The organism is Actinoplanes aureus (assembly GCF_015704865.1).
GTDB lineage: Bacteria > Actinomycetota > Actinomycetes > Mycobacteriales > Micromonosporaceae > Actinoplanes > Actinoplanes aureus.
Window position 1 is genome coordinate 153,138 of the sequence record NZ_JADQTO010000016.1, and the last position, 14,005, is coordinate 167,142.

Annotated in this window: 16 protein-coding genes and 1 tRNA gene; 14 read left to right on the forward strand and 3 right to left on the reverse strand. The window is 71.3% G+C overall.

Annotation, left to right across the window (positions count from 1 at the left end):
• The first annotated feature begins 106 nt into the window (after positions 1–106).
• The 7 genes from I4J89_RS30225 to I4J89_RS30255 all read left to right on the forward strand — a co-directional run bounded on the left by I4J89_RS30225 (position 107) and on the right by I4J89_RS30255 (position 5,608).
• Entirely contained in the window at positions 107–2,317 is a 2,211-nt protein-coding gene (locus I4J89_RS30225; protein WP_196417508.1) for a transketolase C-terminal domain-containing protein, read from the forward strand.
• Between the two features lie 98 nt (positions 2,318–2,415).
• Entirely contained in the window at positions 2,416–2,847 is a 432-nt protein-coding gene (locus I4J89_RS30230; RefSeq protein WP_196417509.1) for a DUF3052 domain-containing protein, read from the forward strand.
• Between the two features lie 51 nt (positions 2,848–2,898).
• On the forward strand, positions 2,899–3,363 hold the full coding sequence (locus I4J89_RS30235) for a peroxiredoxin (RefSeq protein WP_196417510.1): 465 nt from the start codon (positions 2,899–2,901) through the stop codon (positions 3,361–3,363).
• 42 nt (positions 3,364–3,405) lie between these two features.
• Positions 3,406–3,477, forward strand: a tRNA-Val gene (locus I4J89_RS30240).
• Between the two features lie 501 nt (positions 3,478–3,978).
• A complete protein-coding gene (locus I4J89_RS30245) occupies positions 3,979–4,638 on the forward strand; it encodes a type 1 glutamine amidotransferase domain-containing protein (protein WP_196417511.1) in 660 nt (219 codons plus the stop codon).
• Positions 4,635–5,264 (forward strand): TetR/AcrR family transcriptional regulator, encoded by a 630-nt coding sequence (locus tag I4J89_RS30250; RefSeq protein WP_196417512.1) that lies wholly within the window; start codon positions 4,635–4,637, stop codon positions 5,262–5,264. Before I4J89_RS30245 ends, I4J89_RS30250 begins: the two co-directional genes overlap by 4 nt.
• Entirely contained in the window at positions 5,261–5,608 is a 348-nt protein-coding gene (locus I4J89_RS30255; protein ID WP_196417513.1) for a TfoX/Sxy family protein, read from the forward strand. The genes I4J89_RS30250 and I4J89_RS30255 overlap by 4 nt, the downstream gene beginning before the upstream one ends.
• 289 nt (positions 5,609–5,897) lie before the next feature.
• Here the strand turns inward: I4J89_RS30255 and I4J89_RS30260 are convergent, their stop codons facing one another.
• Positions 5,898–6,383 carry a hypothetical protein gene (locus tag I4J89_RS30260; protein ID WP_196417514.1) on the reverse strand — a complete coding sequence of 162 codons (486 nt, stop codon included), beginning with the start codon at positions 6,381–6,383 and terminating at the stop codon, positions 5,898–5,900.
• A gap of 38 nt (positions 6,384–6,421) precedes the next feature.
• Positions 6,422–6,958 (reverse strand): ribonuclease FAU-1 family protein, encoded by a 537-nt coding sequence (locus I4J89_RS30265; RefSeq protein ID WP_196417515.1) that lies wholly within the window; start codon positions 6,956–6,958, stop codon positions 6,422–6,424.
• Between the two features lie 115 nt (positions 6,959–7,073).
• Here I4J89_RS30265 and I4J89_RS30270 point away from each other — a divergent pair, with 115 nt between their 5' ends.
• Together I4J89_RS30270 and I4J89_RS30275 are read left to right on the forward strand one after the other, a co-directional pair.
• Positions 7,074–7,340: a hypothetical protein gene (locus I4J89_RS30270; protein WP_196417516.1), complete on the forward strand. Its 267-nt coding sequence runs from the start codon at positions 7,074–7,076 to the stop codon at positions 7,338–7,340.
• A 160-nt stretch (positions 7,341–7,500) separates the two neighbouring features.
• Positions 7,501–8,343, forward strand: a complete 843-nt coding sequence (locus I4J89_RS30275) for a hypothetical protein (protein ID WP_196417517.1) — start codon at positions 7,501–7,503, stop codon at positions 8,341–8,343.
• 121 nt (positions 8,344–8,464) lie between these two features.
• On the opposite strand, the gene I4J89_RS30280 is transcribed toward I4J89_RS30275, so the two are convergent.
• The gene (locus tag I4J89_RS30280) at positions 8,465–9,109 is read right to left on the reverse strand and encodes a bifunctional DNA primase/polymerase (protein ID WP_196417518.1); all 645 of its coding nucleotides are present in this window, start codon (positions 9,107–9,109) and stop codon (positions 8,465–8,467) included.
• A 223-nt stretch (positions 9,110–9,332) separates the two neighbouring features.
• Here I4J89_RS30280 and I4J89_RS30285 point away from each other — a divergent pair, with 223 nt between their 5' ends.
• The 5 genes from I4J89_RS30285 (at position 9,333) to I4J89_RS30305 (ending at position 13,990) form a co-directional block, all read left to right on the forward strand.
• On the forward strand, positions 9,333–10,559 hold the full coding sequence (locus I4J89_RS30285) for a helix-turn-helix domain-containing protein (RefSeq protein WP_196417519.1): 1,227 nt from the start codon (positions 9,333–9,335) through the stop codon (positions 10,557–10,559).
• 49 nt (positions 10,560–10,608) lie between these two features.
• Positions 10,609–11,199, forward strand: coding sequence for a flavoprotein (locus tag I4J89_RS30290; protein WP_196417520.1), 591 nt, complete (start codon positions 10,609–10,611; stop codon positions 11,197–11,199).
• A gap of 108 nt (positions 11,200–11,307) precedes the next feature.
• Positions 11,308–12,144 carry a Nif3-like dinuclear metal center hexameric protein gene (locus I4J89_RS30295; protein WP_309238531.1) on the forward strand — a complete coding sequence of 279 codons (837 nt, stop codon included), beginning with the start codon at positions 11,308–11,310 and terminating at the stop codon, positions 12,142–12,144.
• A complete protein-coding gene (locus I4J89_RS30300; protein WP_196417521.1) occupies positions 12,141–12,875 on the forward strand; it encodes a zinc ribbon domain-containing protein in 735 nt (244 codons plus the stop codon). Before I4J89_RS30295 ends, I4J89_RS30300 begins: the two co-directional genes overlap by 4 nt.
• Positions 12,872–13,990 (forward strand): bifunctional RNase H/acid phosphatase, encoded by a 1,119-nt coding sequence (locus I4J89_RS30305; protein WP_196417522.1) that lies wholly within the window; start codon positions 12,872–12,874, stop codon positions 13,988–13,990. The genes I4J89_RS30300 and I4J89_RS30305 overlap by 4 nt, the downstream gene beginning before the upstream one ends.
• Positions 13,991–14,005 lie beyond the last annotated feature (15 nt).

The window sequence follows — 14,005 nt, forward strand, 5'->3', positions numbered from 1 at the left end:
GATCGGTCTTCTTCGCAACCAGGCTTGATGTGCTTCATCTGCGCGGATGCACAACTCGAGCAAGGTCGCGAACAAGCCTCGGTGGCAGGGTTCGCGCCGGTCGGCGATGCTGAATCGCGTGACCACCCCGCAAAACCTCGACGAGCGTTTCCGCGATGCGGTCTCGGCCCTGCGACCACCCGAGTCCGGGCGTGCCCCCGGCGACCCGGTCCGCGACGGCGGCAAGCTGACCGGCGCCCGTACCCGGGAGATCTTCGACGCCCAGCTCGCCGCCCGCCACCTCGACCTAGCCGCACGCTGGCTGCGCAGCTTCAACGAGGGCTTCCACACCACCGCGTCGGCCGGCCACGAGGGAAACGCCGCGGTCGCCGCGGCGTTGCGCGGCGACGATCCGGCGCTGTTGCATTACCGCTCGGCGGCGTTCTATTGCGTACGCTCGGCGCAGCGCCCGGACGACGTCGGCGGCGACCCGGTACGCCGGCTCGAGGATGCCGCCGGGGACGTCCTGCGCGGTGTGGTCGCCTCGGTCCGCGACCCGATCACCGGTGGCCGCGACAAACTCTTCGGCAGCACCGAGTTGCACCTCGTCCCGGCGGTGTCCACGCCGGGTGCGCACCTGCCCCGGGCGGTCGGCCTGGCCAGCGCCCTCACTCGGGGCGGCACGACGCCCTGGCCGGAGGACGCCATCGTGATGGCCTCGTTCGGCGACGCCGGCGCGGCCGGGCCCGGTGCGTCCGCGGCCCTGCACGCGGCCGGCTGGCACGAACGCGCCGGCCTCCACCTCCCGCTGCTGCTGGTCTGCGAGGACAACGGCCCGGGCAGCGCCGACCCGGAGAACTGGACGGCGGCGGCACTGCGCGGGCGGCCGGGACTGCGGTACTCGTACGCCGACGGGTGTGACCTGGCGGCCACCTACGAGGCGGCGGTCGACGCCGCCGAGTTCGTCCGGCGGGAACGCCGCCCGGCGCTGCTGCACCTCGCCACCGTCCGCCTGCTCGGCCAGCCGGGCGACCCGGACCCCGGCTCCGACCTCGACCGGGACCCCCTGGTCGGCACCGCCCGCCTGCTCGTCGACGCCGGCCTGCTCGCCCCCGACGAGGTGATCACCCGGTACGACGAGGTCGGCTGGCAGGTCCGCAAGGCCGCCGAGGAGGTGCTCGGCGAGCCGAAACTGGTCTCGGTCGGCGAGATCGTCGCCTCCCTGGCGCCGCGCCGCCCGCTGCGCGTCGCGCACGCCGTCACGGAGGCGGCCGACCGGGCGGCCGGGCCTGGTGCGGCGGCCCGGCAACAGGCGTTCGGCGGGAACCTGCCCGAGCAGGCCGGGCCGATGACGCTGGCGCAGACCCTCGACGCCACCCTCACCGACGCCCTGGCCGGCAACCCCGACCTGCTGGTCTTCGGTCCGGCCGCGACCCGGAGCGGGCTGCGCGGCGACCGGGTCTTCGACACCCTCCCCGACGCCACCACGATCCTCGGTCTCGCGCTCGGCGCCGGTACCGCCGGGCGGCTCCCGGTCGCCGAGCTCGCCGGTCTGTCCGACCTGCACGAGGCCGCCGCACAACTGCGCGGTGAGGCGGCGACGATGTCGTTCCTCTCCGCCGGCGCGTACCGGAATCCGATGGTGCTGCGGGTCCCGGCGTTCGCCCAGCCGTTCGGCCTCGGCGGGCACGTGGTCAACGACAACTCGGTCGCCGTCCTGCGCGACGTACCCGGACTGGTCGTCGCCGTGCCGTCCCGCCCGGAGGACGCCGCGCCGATGCTCCGGTCCTGTCTGGCCGCGGCGGAGGTGGACCGCACCGTCTGCGTCTTCCTCGAACCGGTCGCCCTCTACCAAACGAGGGACCTCTATCAACAAGGCGACAACGAGTGGCTGGCGCCGTATCCGGCGCCGGAAACCTGGGCCGGCGGGCACGTACCGATCGGCCGGGCGCGCATCTACGGGCTGGGCACCACCCAGGATCTGACCATCGTGACGTACGGCAACGGCGTCCGGATGGCACTCCGGGTGGCCACCCAACTCGCCGCCGACGGGTACGGTTCCCGCGTGGTCGATCTACGCTGGCTCAACCCGCTCCCCGCCGCTGACCTGGTACGGGAGGCGTCCGCGACCGGTCGGGTGCTGATCGTCGACGAGACCCGGCGCTCCGGCGGCGTCGGCGAGGGCGTACTCGCGGCTCTGGTGGATGGGGCTTTTGTCGGGTCCGTACGCCGGGTGGCCGCCGCCGACGCACCGGTTCCGCTCGGTCCGGCTGCCCAACAGGTCCTGGTGGGAGAGGATGCCATCACACAGGGTGCCCACACACTGCTGGCACGGTAAATTGCCACACACTCGGTGCGCCACTTGCGCCGAGGCTCCGGAGTGTGTGGACTACCCCCAGGTTCCGGAGCTATTTCACGGCTAGGAGGATTTGGACAGTGAGCGCGACCGCGGGTCAGGCCGACGGCGTACGCAGCCTGGCGGACCGGTTCGGCTTCGAGCCGAACATGGTGGTCATGGAGATGGGATACGACGACGATGTCGACGAGGACCTCCGTGACGCCCTGACCGAACGCGTCGGAGAGCTGGTCGACGAGGACACCGACGAGGTGGTCGACGCGGTGCTGCTTTGGTACCGCGACGGCGACGACGACCTTTTCGAAATTTTGACCGACGCATTGGGCCCCCTCGCCGACAACGGTGTGGTGTGGCTGCTGACCCCCAAGGCAGGCCGGGACGGCCACGTCGAGCCGAGCGAGATCAGCGAGGCGGCGCCCACTGCCGGCCTCCAGCAGACCTCGACGGTGAACGCCGGCAAGGACTGGACAGGCGCACGCCTGGTCTCCCCCCGGGGCGCCAAGAAGAAGTAGCTCACACCGCCACCTCGCCGAGGTCGGCGTCCGCGCGACTAAGCTGGGCGGATGCCGATCTCTGTTGGCGTGCCGGCGCCCGACTTCACCCTCAAGGACCAGAACAACCAAGAGGTACGCCTCGCCGACTTCCGCGGCCGCAAGGCGGTCCTGCTGGTCTTCTACCCGCTGGCGTTCAGCCGCACCTGCCACGGCGAGCTGACCGAGGTGCAGGAAAACCTGCCGGCGTACGCGAACGACGAAGTCCAGGTGCTGACGATCAGCGTCGACTCGGTGTACGCCCACAAGGTCTGGGCGTCACAGGAAGGCTTCGACTTCCCACTGCTCGCCGACTTCTGGCCGCACGGCGAAGTGGCCAAGGCATACGGCGTCTTCAACGAGACCACCGGCTTCGCCAACCGCGGCACCTTCCTCGTCGACGCCACCGGAACCATCCGCCTCGCCGAGATGAACGGCCCCGGCGAAGCCCGCGATCAGCACTCCTGGCGGGCGGCGCTCGCCGCCCTCAAGCCCTGATCCGCGACAAGGTACGATGACCACTCCGGCTGAAGCCGAGCCGGGCGCGTAGCTCAGTGGGAGAGCACTCGCCTTACAAGCGAGGGGTCGCAGGTTCGAAACCTGCCGCGCCCACGAGAGTTGCGAGGCGCCTGTCCACGGGAGAGTGCGGACCAGGGCTCTCGCGTGATGCCTGCTCCGGGGGCCGAGTCCCGGAAGCCCCACGGTGCGGCTTGCTGCCGGGTCCTGACGGCGTGATCTTGGATTAGTGCGTTCGTCTCGGTTGTGGTCGGCGCCCCCGAGAACAGAAGCATGGTCGCTGCCGTATGGCGAGCACCTCGGCAGACGGTAGGGCGATGAAGGAAGGCGCCCGCGGCTGACCGGAGTGGTCTGGGCGGCGCGGCCAAGCTGTCGCGCCGGGCTGCAGCGCGAGTCGCGGTCGTCGGATGCCGGGGCGGCGGCGCGCATGCTGTCCGGGCCGCTTCTGTGACGGGCAAACGCGCTGACCTTTGTGGATCGAACCGATGCTGCGCCGGGTCTGTACCTCCGCCTCCGACTACGTCGTTGGATCGAGACTCCGTCACTACAGTTACATAAAAACTTGTGTTCACTAATGTTTTTGTGCATACTGCGCCTATGACGAGATCAGTTCTCATGGTGCTCACCTCTCACGACATGTTCGGTACCACCGGCCGGCCTACCGGGTTCTGGCTGGAAGAACTGGTGGTTCCCCTGCGCGCCTTCCGGGATGCTGGGCTGGCAGTCGACCTCGCCTCGGTGCGCGGTGGGCGGCCGCCGGTCGATCCGACCAGCACCGTCGACACCGCCATCGACCCCGATCTCGACGCTCTGCTCACCAATACCGCGCCGCTGGCATCCGTTGATCCTGCCGGCTACGACGCGGTGTTCCTGGTCGGCGGACACGGCACCATGTGGGACTTCCCCGACGACGAGCCCCTTGCCCGGATCGTCGGCGCAATCGGCCGTACCGGTGTCGTCGCTGCTGTCTGCCATGGCGCCGCCGGGCTGCTCGGCGCGACCACACCGACCGGGGATCCCCTCGTGGCGGGGCGGACCGTGACAGGGTTCAGTGACGCCGAGGAGGCGCTGGCCGGCGCGACCGCCGCACTGCCCTTCTCGTTGGAGCAGCGACTCAAGACGATCGGCGCCGTGGTCGAGGTCGGCGAGCCGTTCACGCCGACGGTGTGCCGCGACGGCCGCCTACTCACCGGCCAGAACCCGGCCTCGTCGGCCGGCGTCGCCGCCGCTGTCATCGACGCTCTCGCGCTGCCGTGACCTCACCCGCCGACCGGTTCGCGGCCCTGCCGCTGCGCGAACGTAAACGGGCCCGACTACGCGTAGGGCTGTGGCAGGCCCTGCGCGAACGCGTCGAACACATTCCGTTCGCCGACATCCCGGTGCGGGAACTCGCGTCGGCAGCCGAGGTGTCCGAGCCGACCTTCTTCTCGCACTTCGGGTCCAAGACCGAGCTGCTCGCCTACCACATCTGCATGTGGCGCATCGGCACCGTCCTCGCCATCGACGGGGCGTCGCAAGGCGCCGACTTCATCCGACAGTTCTTCGACGAGACGGCCCGATCCATCGTCGCCGGCCCCCGCATGTGGTTCGAGATCACCGCCGAGGTAGCCCGCGGCGGCGGTGTCTGCGCCGTGTTGGACATCAGCGCCGCCGAACGGCTGCTCGCCTTCGACGACCTGCGTGCCCTCGACATCGCGCTTACCCCGCAGGCCGACCTGTTCCGCCGCCACCTGGCGCCATCGCCCGACCCCGAGGCGGCCGTGACCGGCCTGCTCGCCGGCTTCTACGGCGTACCGCTCGCCCTCGGCGCCGACCGGCTCGATGAGCTGCGCGACGCATACCGCGCACACGTTGACCGGTACACCACGGCAGCCGTCAGGTGACCGGCTCCCGCGCCATAGCCGAACACGTCCTCGACCTCCTCGGGCCCTCCTCGGGCGTCGACGTCGCCCCCTTCTTCGGCGGCTGGTCGCTACGGCGCGATGGAGAACAGATCGGCATCGTCATGGACACCGCCTATGCCAAGGTCGACCTCGCGCACCGCGACACCTGGCACGCCACCGGCTCGACCCCGTTCCGATACACCGCCCGCGGCCGCACGGTCACCGTCGAGGTGTACTGGAGCGTCCCGGCCGGCGCCCTCGACGACCCGGACCTGCTCCGCGACGTACTCCTCGGAACAGACCGCGACTCCTCAATGCCGCCGGATCGAGCTCTCGGAGCGTGAGTGGCAACCTGCGGGTGCGGGCCGCGGCAGCCGTCCTCGAGTCCGCCCACGCCGCCGAGCTCACCTCTGTTTGACCGGTGGACCGACCTGGAACCCGGCTACAGCACCGCGTCGCCCAGGCCCCTGCGGCAGCCTGCACGTCGTGCGGACGACCGTGGTCAGCAGTGCAGACGACCTCGAAACCTCACAGCCGGGCGTCACGTTCACGCCAGCAGTCTCTCCGAAAGCCCCGGGGCGGCTCTGGTCGGCCCGTGGCCGCGGGCCGGGATGGCCGGCCCGCGGCGTGCGGTCAGGCGTGGCCGGTGGGGTTGGGGGTGGGCCAGCGACCGGTGGGTGGGAGCTCGCCCAAGTGCTCCAGGCGGGCTCGGATGGCTCCGGGGGTGCGGCCGAATTCGGTGGCCAGGGCGGTGGGGTTGGTGCCGGCGCGGAAGCGGGTGAGGAGTTGGGCGTCGTCGTCGGGGGTCCAGCGGGCGCCTCGGTTGGGCGGGCGGTTGCGGCGCTCCGGGGGCGGCGGGACGCGGGCCGTGGGTGGGCGGGTCATCGCGATCAGGCCGGACAGGGTGGACGTGAGCACGTCGGTGAGGCTGGGCAGGTCGGCCGGGGCGATGCCGCCGCTTATTTCGCTCACCACGCGGCCGTCGCCGTCGCTGCTCACGATGCATAGATCGAGCCGGTGATCGTCGGTGGGGAAGACGGTGACCTGATACTCCGTCTCGCCGAGCAGGAGGCGGCGGTCGAGGGTGATCGGGGCGGTCTGGAGTGTCGTGTCGTTCATAGGGTGAACCTAGGGCTACCCTCTGACAGTTTCCCGGGTCAGCGGAACCAGCGTCGGCGCCGGGTTGCGGTGAGCCGGGCCAGCCAGTCGCGGTAGTGGCCGGCGAACGGTTCGAGGTCGCGCGCCAGGGCTTCGTGCAGCTCCGCGGCGGCGCTGGTTGCCCGGGTCACCACGTCGTCGGGGTAACCGAACCGGTGGCGGTGACTCTCGAACTCGTCCTCGTCGTCGATCACCACCCGGCGGTCGGCGCGGAACCGGATCAGGTCGATGTCCAGGTCGATCACGGTGAACCGGCCGGGAGCGGTACGCCGGGCCGGGGTGGCCACGTCGCAATAGACGTCCGTGCGGCTCGGCTCGGCCAGGAACATCGCCATCCACCAGCCGTCTCGCGGGAGCAGGCGGACCGAGTCCTCGCGGGTCAGCTCGACCCGGCGCCATCCGTAGCTGTAGCGGACGACCGATCCGCGCGGCGTTCCGATCCAGGTGCCGAACTCGTCGGTGCCCAGCAGCCGGCCGGTGACCCGGCGGTGCGGCCGTCCGTCGTACTTGCGCAACTCGAGCTCGACGGGGTCCACGGCAGGACAGGTTAGCCGCCGGATCTCCATCGGGGGACTTCGGCCGGGGGCCGCGGTGCCGGCGCCTGGCCCGCTCGTTGACGCCGGGGTGAGGGTGGTCATCGACGGGCGTTTTGTGCTGGATGAGACGGATCTGCACCGGCGACTGGCGGGGGCCTTCGGATACGGGCCGCGGCATCGGCTGGATCTGACTTCGCTGCGCGATCGGCTGGCCGCCGGTGATCCCCGTCCGGTGCAGCTCACCTGCATCAACGGCTCGGTGTTGCGGATGGTGCTGGGCAACGCGCGGTTCGGCGAGTTCGTCGAGCTGCTGGAGAAGATCGAGGCCCTGGACCAGGGGAAGCACTGGACCGAGCGGTTCGTGCTCCGGATGTTCGAGTAGACGGCTACCGGGGTGCAACGAACGGCGGCTCAAGTCGGCCGCTCCGCCACCGATCCCTATGGCACCTGCGGGGAACGCCCGCAGGTGGGCGGGTCCGGGCCGGTGTCCCCTCGGCGGCCGGGGCCCGCCCGGAGAAACGGGCGATACGACGGAGGCCGGCGTGGGCACGGAACTGCACATCGGCTCCGACACCGAGAAGGTCGTCGTTTCCGCGTACCCCCTCAAAGCGCGCAGCGGACGGCTGCGCCGGACCCGGACCGGAACGCTTGTCGAAGCCGTGCCGCGGCCGCCCTCGGGGCGCCGCCGCGAGGAGCGCGTGACCTACGCCGCACGCCTCGCCATCCCTCTGATCTTGCTTTCCGCGCTGCTCAGCGCGTTCGGCGCGAGCTGGTGGCTGGCCGCCGCCGGAAGCGCGACCCTGATCACCCTCGTCTGGCGTCGGCAAGCGCGCGCGGCGCAGCGGGCGGCCCTGGCGGTGCCGCGTGACCCGGAGTCCCGGGTGCTCTGGGCGGCGTCCGAGCGGACCGCGTTCGAAGGCGCCGTGGCGGCCTCGCACCGGGTCCGCGCGACCTGGCCGGCGCTGGCCGACATGATCGACCCGGTCCTGGCCGACCGGTCCCTGACCCGGGCCCTGGACGAGCTCGCCGAGGTGCTGGTCCGGCGGCAGGAGTTGCGCCGGGTGCGTGCCGAGCTGGCGGCGGTCCGGGACGCGGACATCCCGGCGGACAGCCCGGCCCGATCGGCCGCCGGTTCCCAGGCGGAGCGGGCCGACCAGCTGTGGCGTGAGACGGAGGCGGCCGCGAGCCGCATCCTGCGCAGCATCGACGTCGCGGCCCGGGCGGGTGAGAGCTTCATCCGCGAGCGCCAGGTGGCGGCCACCGCTCGGTACGCCGAACGCACGCTGGCCCGGGTCACTGGTGCCCCGGCGGTGGCCGAGAGCGGACCGGACCTGGCCGACCGTACCGAGGCCGTGATCGCCGCCTACCGGGACCTCGCGGCCTAGTTCATTCACGACGGTCACCTTTTCGGGTGACTCGCCGCAGGTCGCCGATGTGGATACGTTGGCAAGCGACATGTGCGCTCGTGTTCAGATCCGGTCACGGACCGCCCACCCGGTGTGGCGGTCAAGCCGCTCTGCGCGCGGTGGACAGCTGCCGGGGAACGATCGGCCGGCCGGGTTCCCGAACCGGGCCGAGGGCCGCTACGAGCCGTTCCTGCACCAGCTCGGCGGCCGGCAGCCGCCATTCCACCTGTGCCGGCGAGACGCCCCAGCGCACCGGGCCCTCGACCATCCGGCTGGGCGGTGCCGGGATCCAGGAGCCGACGCCGTGGCGGATCACGTCGAGGCGCTGGTCCAGTTCGGGGCGGAGCGGGCAGCCGGGGCGGACCAGGAGCATCCAGCGTCCGGTGGCGGTGACCGCGGCCGGTCCCAGTCCGGCGGCGCGCCGGGCCAGCGGCCGGGGTACCTCCAGGACGTCGAAGCTCACCCCGGTGGTGAGCAGGACCGAGTGCGGGCGCCGCCGCCACCAGCCGGTGATCCGGTCCGGGTCGCCGGTGGCCGACTCCGCCCAGGAGTCGAGCGCCGGATGGCAACCGGTGATCGGACACCCCGGACGGCCGCAGTGGAACCGGTGACCCGTCAGGTAGGAGCCCGGCGTCACCGCCCAGCCGTGCTGGGCGTATCGCAGGGCGGCTCGGCGCAGGCGTACCCGGTCGAGCTGGTCGAGAAGCGACGGTGGGACGAACGGCTGACTGGTGGTCCACTGCATAGCTCGATACCCCCGGAGGCGGGTGGAAGGCCGTATCCCGGTGCGACGTTCGTCGTTGGCTCGGTCAGATCCACCCTTTGCAACTTGCAAGAAAAACTACGAGCATCGGTGAGCAGGCGATCACACACGCTGTGCGATCTGCGCGCACGTGAGCGGTCCACACTGCGAGTGACACCGGATGGCTCACCGGCGGAGGGGCCGCCGGTTGAGTGGGGGAGGCACCGTGGACGAGCTGCCGATCGGCCGCCGCGTCGCCTATTGGCGAGGCCGTCGAAAAATGTCCCAGCAGGTGTTCGCGGACCGGCTGGGCAAATCGAAGAGCTGGGTCGACAAGGTGGAACGGGGAGTCCGCCGGCTCGACAAGTTCTCAGTCGTGTACGACATCGCGGACGTGCTCCAGGTCGATGTCCAGCTGTTGCTGGGCAAAGAGGTGGAGCGCAAGCCGGAGACGCAGAACTGCATCGACCAGGTCGAGGTCGAGGAGATTCGGGCGGCTCTGGAGCGTTATGACCAGATGAGCGCGTTCTTCCAAGCGGTGCCACATTCGCCGCCGCTCACTGAGATGCGCAAAGCGGTCAGTCATGCCTGGCTGACCTATCAGCACGCCAAGTACGGCGTCCTGGCCCGCGCGCTGCCGAAACTGCTGCGCGACGCCCAGGCCGCGGACAGCGCCCACGCGAACAGCAACGAGGCGCCGCACGCCGCGCACCTGCTCGGGCAGGTCTACCAGATCGCCTCGTCGGCGCTGCGCAAGGTCGGCGAGCACGAGCTGTCCTGGCTGGCAGCGGACCGATCGATCGCGGTCTCGCAGCGGGCCGGGGACCAGTTGCTGGCCGGTTTGGCCAGCTATCGGGTGGGCAGCGCGCTGCTCGCCCTGGGACGGGTCCGCCCGTCGCTCGAGGTGAACGTCAACATAGCCAACCGGCTGGCGCCGGGCCCGGAGCGGTCCCGCCCGGATCAGCTTTCGGTGTACGGGATGCTGCTGCTCAACGGCGCCATGGCGGCCGCGCGGATCGGGGACAGCGCGACCGTACGGGACCTGCTCAGCGGGGCTCAGCAGGCGTCGCAGGAGCTGGGCGGCGACTTCAACCACTACTGGACCAGTTTCGGGCCGACGAACGTGGAACTGCACCGCTGCGCCACCGCGGTGGAACTCGGCGACGGGCGCCTGGCGGTGGAAGCGCACGAGCGCATGAACAAGGACGGCTTCAACGCCATGCTCCCGGAGCGGCGCGCGCACCACTACCTGGACATCGCCCGTGGTTACACGCAGATCGGTGACGTGGAGAAGGCCGGGGAGATGCTGCTCGAGGGCGACCGGCTCGCTCCGTCCGAGATCCGCTGCCGGCCGCTCGCCCACGAAGTCCTTTCCGACGTGCTCCGGCGTACCCGGGGCGCGCCACCGGCTCCGATCGCGGAGCTGGCCGAACAGATGGGAGTCGGCGTATGACGGGGGCCTGTAGTCCGGTCATGGGTGGCGGGTGGGGGGTCCGCGGCTGATGACCGGTAACCCCTCACCCGGTGTGCTGTACGTGCTCGTGTGCGGCTCACCGATGGCCCGGGACGTCGGAGTCCTCGTCACCCTCGCCCAGAACGACGGCTGGGACGTGTGCGTGGTGACCACCCCGGACGGCCGCAAGTTCGTGGACGTGGCGGCCTTGCAGGCACAGACCGGACATCCGGTACGTTCCACTTACAAGAGCCCCGGCGACCCCGACGCGCTGCCGCCGGCCGACGCGATGATCGTCGCCCCGGCCACCGTCAACACGGTCAACAAGTGGGCCGCCGGGATCACCGACACGCTGGTGCTCGGCCTGCTCGTCGAGGGGTACGGCTACGGCGTGCCGACCGCCGTGGTCCCGTACACGAACAAGGTGATGGCGCTGCACCCCGCGCTGCACGAGAGTCTCGCCAAGCTGCGGGACTGGGGTGTGCACGTGCTCTACGGCGAGGACGTCTGCCGGCTCGGCGGGCCCGGGCAGACCGACCGTTTCCGCGGCCAGTTCCCGTGGCGCCGAGCGCTGCAGGCGGTCAGTCCGACCGCCGCAGCGGCGGCGGGTAGCCGAGTCGAGCCGGGAGCGATTCCCTAGGCATATAGAGTTGGCCGTCGTGACCGACTGCACCGAGCGGCAACCAGCCGCACCTGACTGCGGCCTCGCAGGCGAGGGCCAGAAGGGCACGACAAAAGAGGCACAGTCGTGACCGACTGCACCGTCCTTGACGTGGTGACCGCCCTGGACGCGCGCTATCCGCGGAGCTGGGCGGAGTCCTGGGACAAGGTCGGGCTGGTGCTCGGCGAGTTCGACCATCCGGTCGCTCGCGTCCTCTGCGTCGTCGACTGCGTCCCGGAGACCGTCGACGAGGCCCTGACGCTCGGCGCGGACCTGATCATCGCGCACCACCCGCTGCTGCTGAAGCCGGTGTCGTCGATCGCCCCGGACACCTTCAAGGGCCGGATCGTGCACCGGCTGATCCGGGCGGGCGTGGCGCTCTACACCGCGCACACCAACGCCGACGTGGCGAATCCCGGCGTCTCCGACGCGCTCGCCGCCCGGCTGGGCCTGACCGGCCTGCGCCCGCTGGTGCCCGCCGAGGGCGCCGCGGCCGGCGAGGGGCGCGGGCTGGGCCGGATCGGCGAGCTGGCCGAGCCGCTCACGCTCGCGACGCTGACGCAACGCTGCGCGGACAGCCTGCCGTGGACGGCCGCCGGGGTACGGGCCGCCGGCGACCCGGAGCGGGAGATCCGTACGGTCGCCGTCTGTGGTGGCGCGGGCGACTCGTTCCTGGCCGACGCGACGCGGGCCGGTGTCGACGCGTACCTTTGCGCTGATCTTCGGCACCACCCGGTCAGCGAGCATCTCGCGGGTGGTGGCCCGGCACTCCTCGACGTCGCACACTGGGCGAGCGAGCGTCCCTGGCTGGACGACGTGGCGGCCTGGCTGCGCGCGGAGTTCCCGCTCGACGTGGTGGTGTCCGACCTGGATACCGATCCCTGGACCGTCCATTCCGCTTTCGTGAAGGAGACCCACCCGTGAAGGCCGCCCCGGAAGCCCAGCGCCGCCTGCTCGATCTGCAGGCCATCGACACCGCCCTGGCCCAGCTCACGCACCGGCGAAAGACGCTGCCCGAGCTGGCCGAGATCGACGCCGTGGCGCGGGAGATCTCCGCGTTGGAGGACGAGCGGGTCCGTGCCCAGGTCGCGGTCGACGACCTGGACCGGGACATCTCCAGGTACGAGAAGGACATCGAGCAGGTGCGGATCCGCAAGGAGCGGGACCAGCAGCGGCTGAACTCCGGTGGCGCGCTGAAGGAGATCGAGGGGCTCGAGCACGAGCTGGCCACGCTGAACCGGAGGCAGTCCGAGCTGGAGGACGCTGAGCTCGAGCTGATGGAGCAGCGGGAGACCGCGGCGGCCGCGCTCGCCGACGTGCAGGAGCGGCTGTCGGCGGCGACCGGGCGGCGTACCGAGGCGGAACGGCGGCGCGACGAGACCCTCGGCGAGCTCACCAAGGAGCAGGAGTTCAAGACCGGCGCCCGGGTGCCGCTCGCCGCGGACCTGCCGGCCGATCTGGTCACCCTCTACGAGAAGATCCGCACCGAGACCGGCATGGGCGCGGCGCTGGTGTACGCGGGCCGCTGCGGCGCCTGCCGGATCGAGCTCTACGGCGCCGACCTGGCCCGGGTCAAGGCGGCCCCGGCCGATGACGTGGTCCGCTGCGAGGAGTGCCGCCGGATCATGGTCCGTACCTCGGAGTCCGGCCTGTGAGTGCCCTGCGCGTCGTCGTCGAGGCGGACGGTGGGTCGCGGGGTAATCCCGGTCCCGCCGGTTACGGCGCGGTGGTCCGCGAGGCGGCCACCGGCGAGGTTCTGCTGGAGCGGTACGCCGCGCTCGGCGTCACCACGAACAACGTGGCCGAGTATTCGGGGCTGATCGCGGGTCTTCAGGCCGCCGCCGAGCTGAACGCCGGCCGGGTCGACGTCCGGATGGACTCGAAGCTGGTCATCGAGCAGATGTCCGGCCGCTGGCAGATCAAGAACGCGGGTCTGCGGCCGCTCGCCGCGGAGGCGGCCGGGCTGGTCGGCAAGTTCGCCGAGGTCACCTTCGACTGGATCCCCCGCGAGCAGAACCGGGCCGCGGACGCGCTGGCCAACCGGGCGATGGACGAGGCGGCCGGCAAGCGCGTCCCGGATGTGGCCGCCGAGCCCGCGCTCCCGGCCGTGGCCGCGGAGAAGCCGAGGTCGTGGGCGCCGCCGTCGCTGGAGAACGCGACCCGGATCATCCTGGTCCGGCACGGCTCGACCTCGCTCACTTCGCAGGGCCGCTACTCCGGGCGCGGCGACGTGCCGCTCACCGACGAGGGCGAGGCACAGGCGATGGCCGCGGCCGGGCGGGTGGCCGGCATCAGCCGCGACGTCGCGGCGGTGCTCAGCTCACCCCTTTCCCGGTGTACGCGTACCGCGGAGCTGATCGCCGCGGAGGTCGGTGGCGTGCCGGTCACGGTGATGGACGACCTGATCGAGTGCGACTTCGGCGCGTGGGAGGCCCGCACCTTCGCCGAGGTGCAGGAACGCTGGCCGGACGAGATGGCGGCGTGGCTGGAGTCGACGAGTGTCGCGCCGCCGGGCGGGGAGTCCTTCCAGGCGGTGGCGAAGCGGATCCGCGGTGCCTTGGCGACCGTGCTGTCCGCGTACCCCGGAAAGACCGTCGTGCTGGTCTCGCACGTCTCGCCGATCAAGCTGATCCTGCGCGACGCGCTCGCCGCAGGCGACGCGTTCCTGCACCGGCTCTTCCTGGACGCCGCCGGCGTCTCCACCCTGGACGTCTGGCCGGACGGCAACATCGCGGTGCGGTCGGTCAACGAGACCGCGCATCTCCGGTAATTGAATATTGACCCC

Bases quoted from the DNA above. Each gene is read 5' to 3' on its own strand.
- I4J89_RS30245 (WP_196417511.1), top strand. From the start codon at position 3,979: ATGACGAGATCAGTTCTCATGGTGCTCACCTCTCACGACATGTTCGGT.
- I4J89_RS30280 (WP_196417518.1), bottom strand. From the start codon at position 9,109: ATGCAGTGGACCACCAGTCAGCCGTTCGTCCCACCGTCGCTTCTCGAC.
- I4J89_RS30235 (WP_196417510.1), top strand. From the start codon at position 2,899: ATGCCGATCTCTGTTGGCGTGCCGGCGCCCGACTTCACCCTCAAGGAC.
- I4J89_RS30290 (WP_196417520.1), top strand. From the start codon at position 10,609: ATGACCGGTAACCCCTCACCCGGTGTGCTGTACGTGCTCGTGTGCGGC.
- I4J89_RS30225 (WP_196417508.1), top strand. From the start codon at position 107: ATGCTGAATCGCGTGACCACCCCGCAAAACCTCGACGAGCGTTTCCGC.
- I4J89_RS30260 (WP_196417514.1), bottom strand. From the start codon at position 6,383: ATGAACGACACGACACTCCAGACCGCCCCGATCACCCTCGACCGCCGC.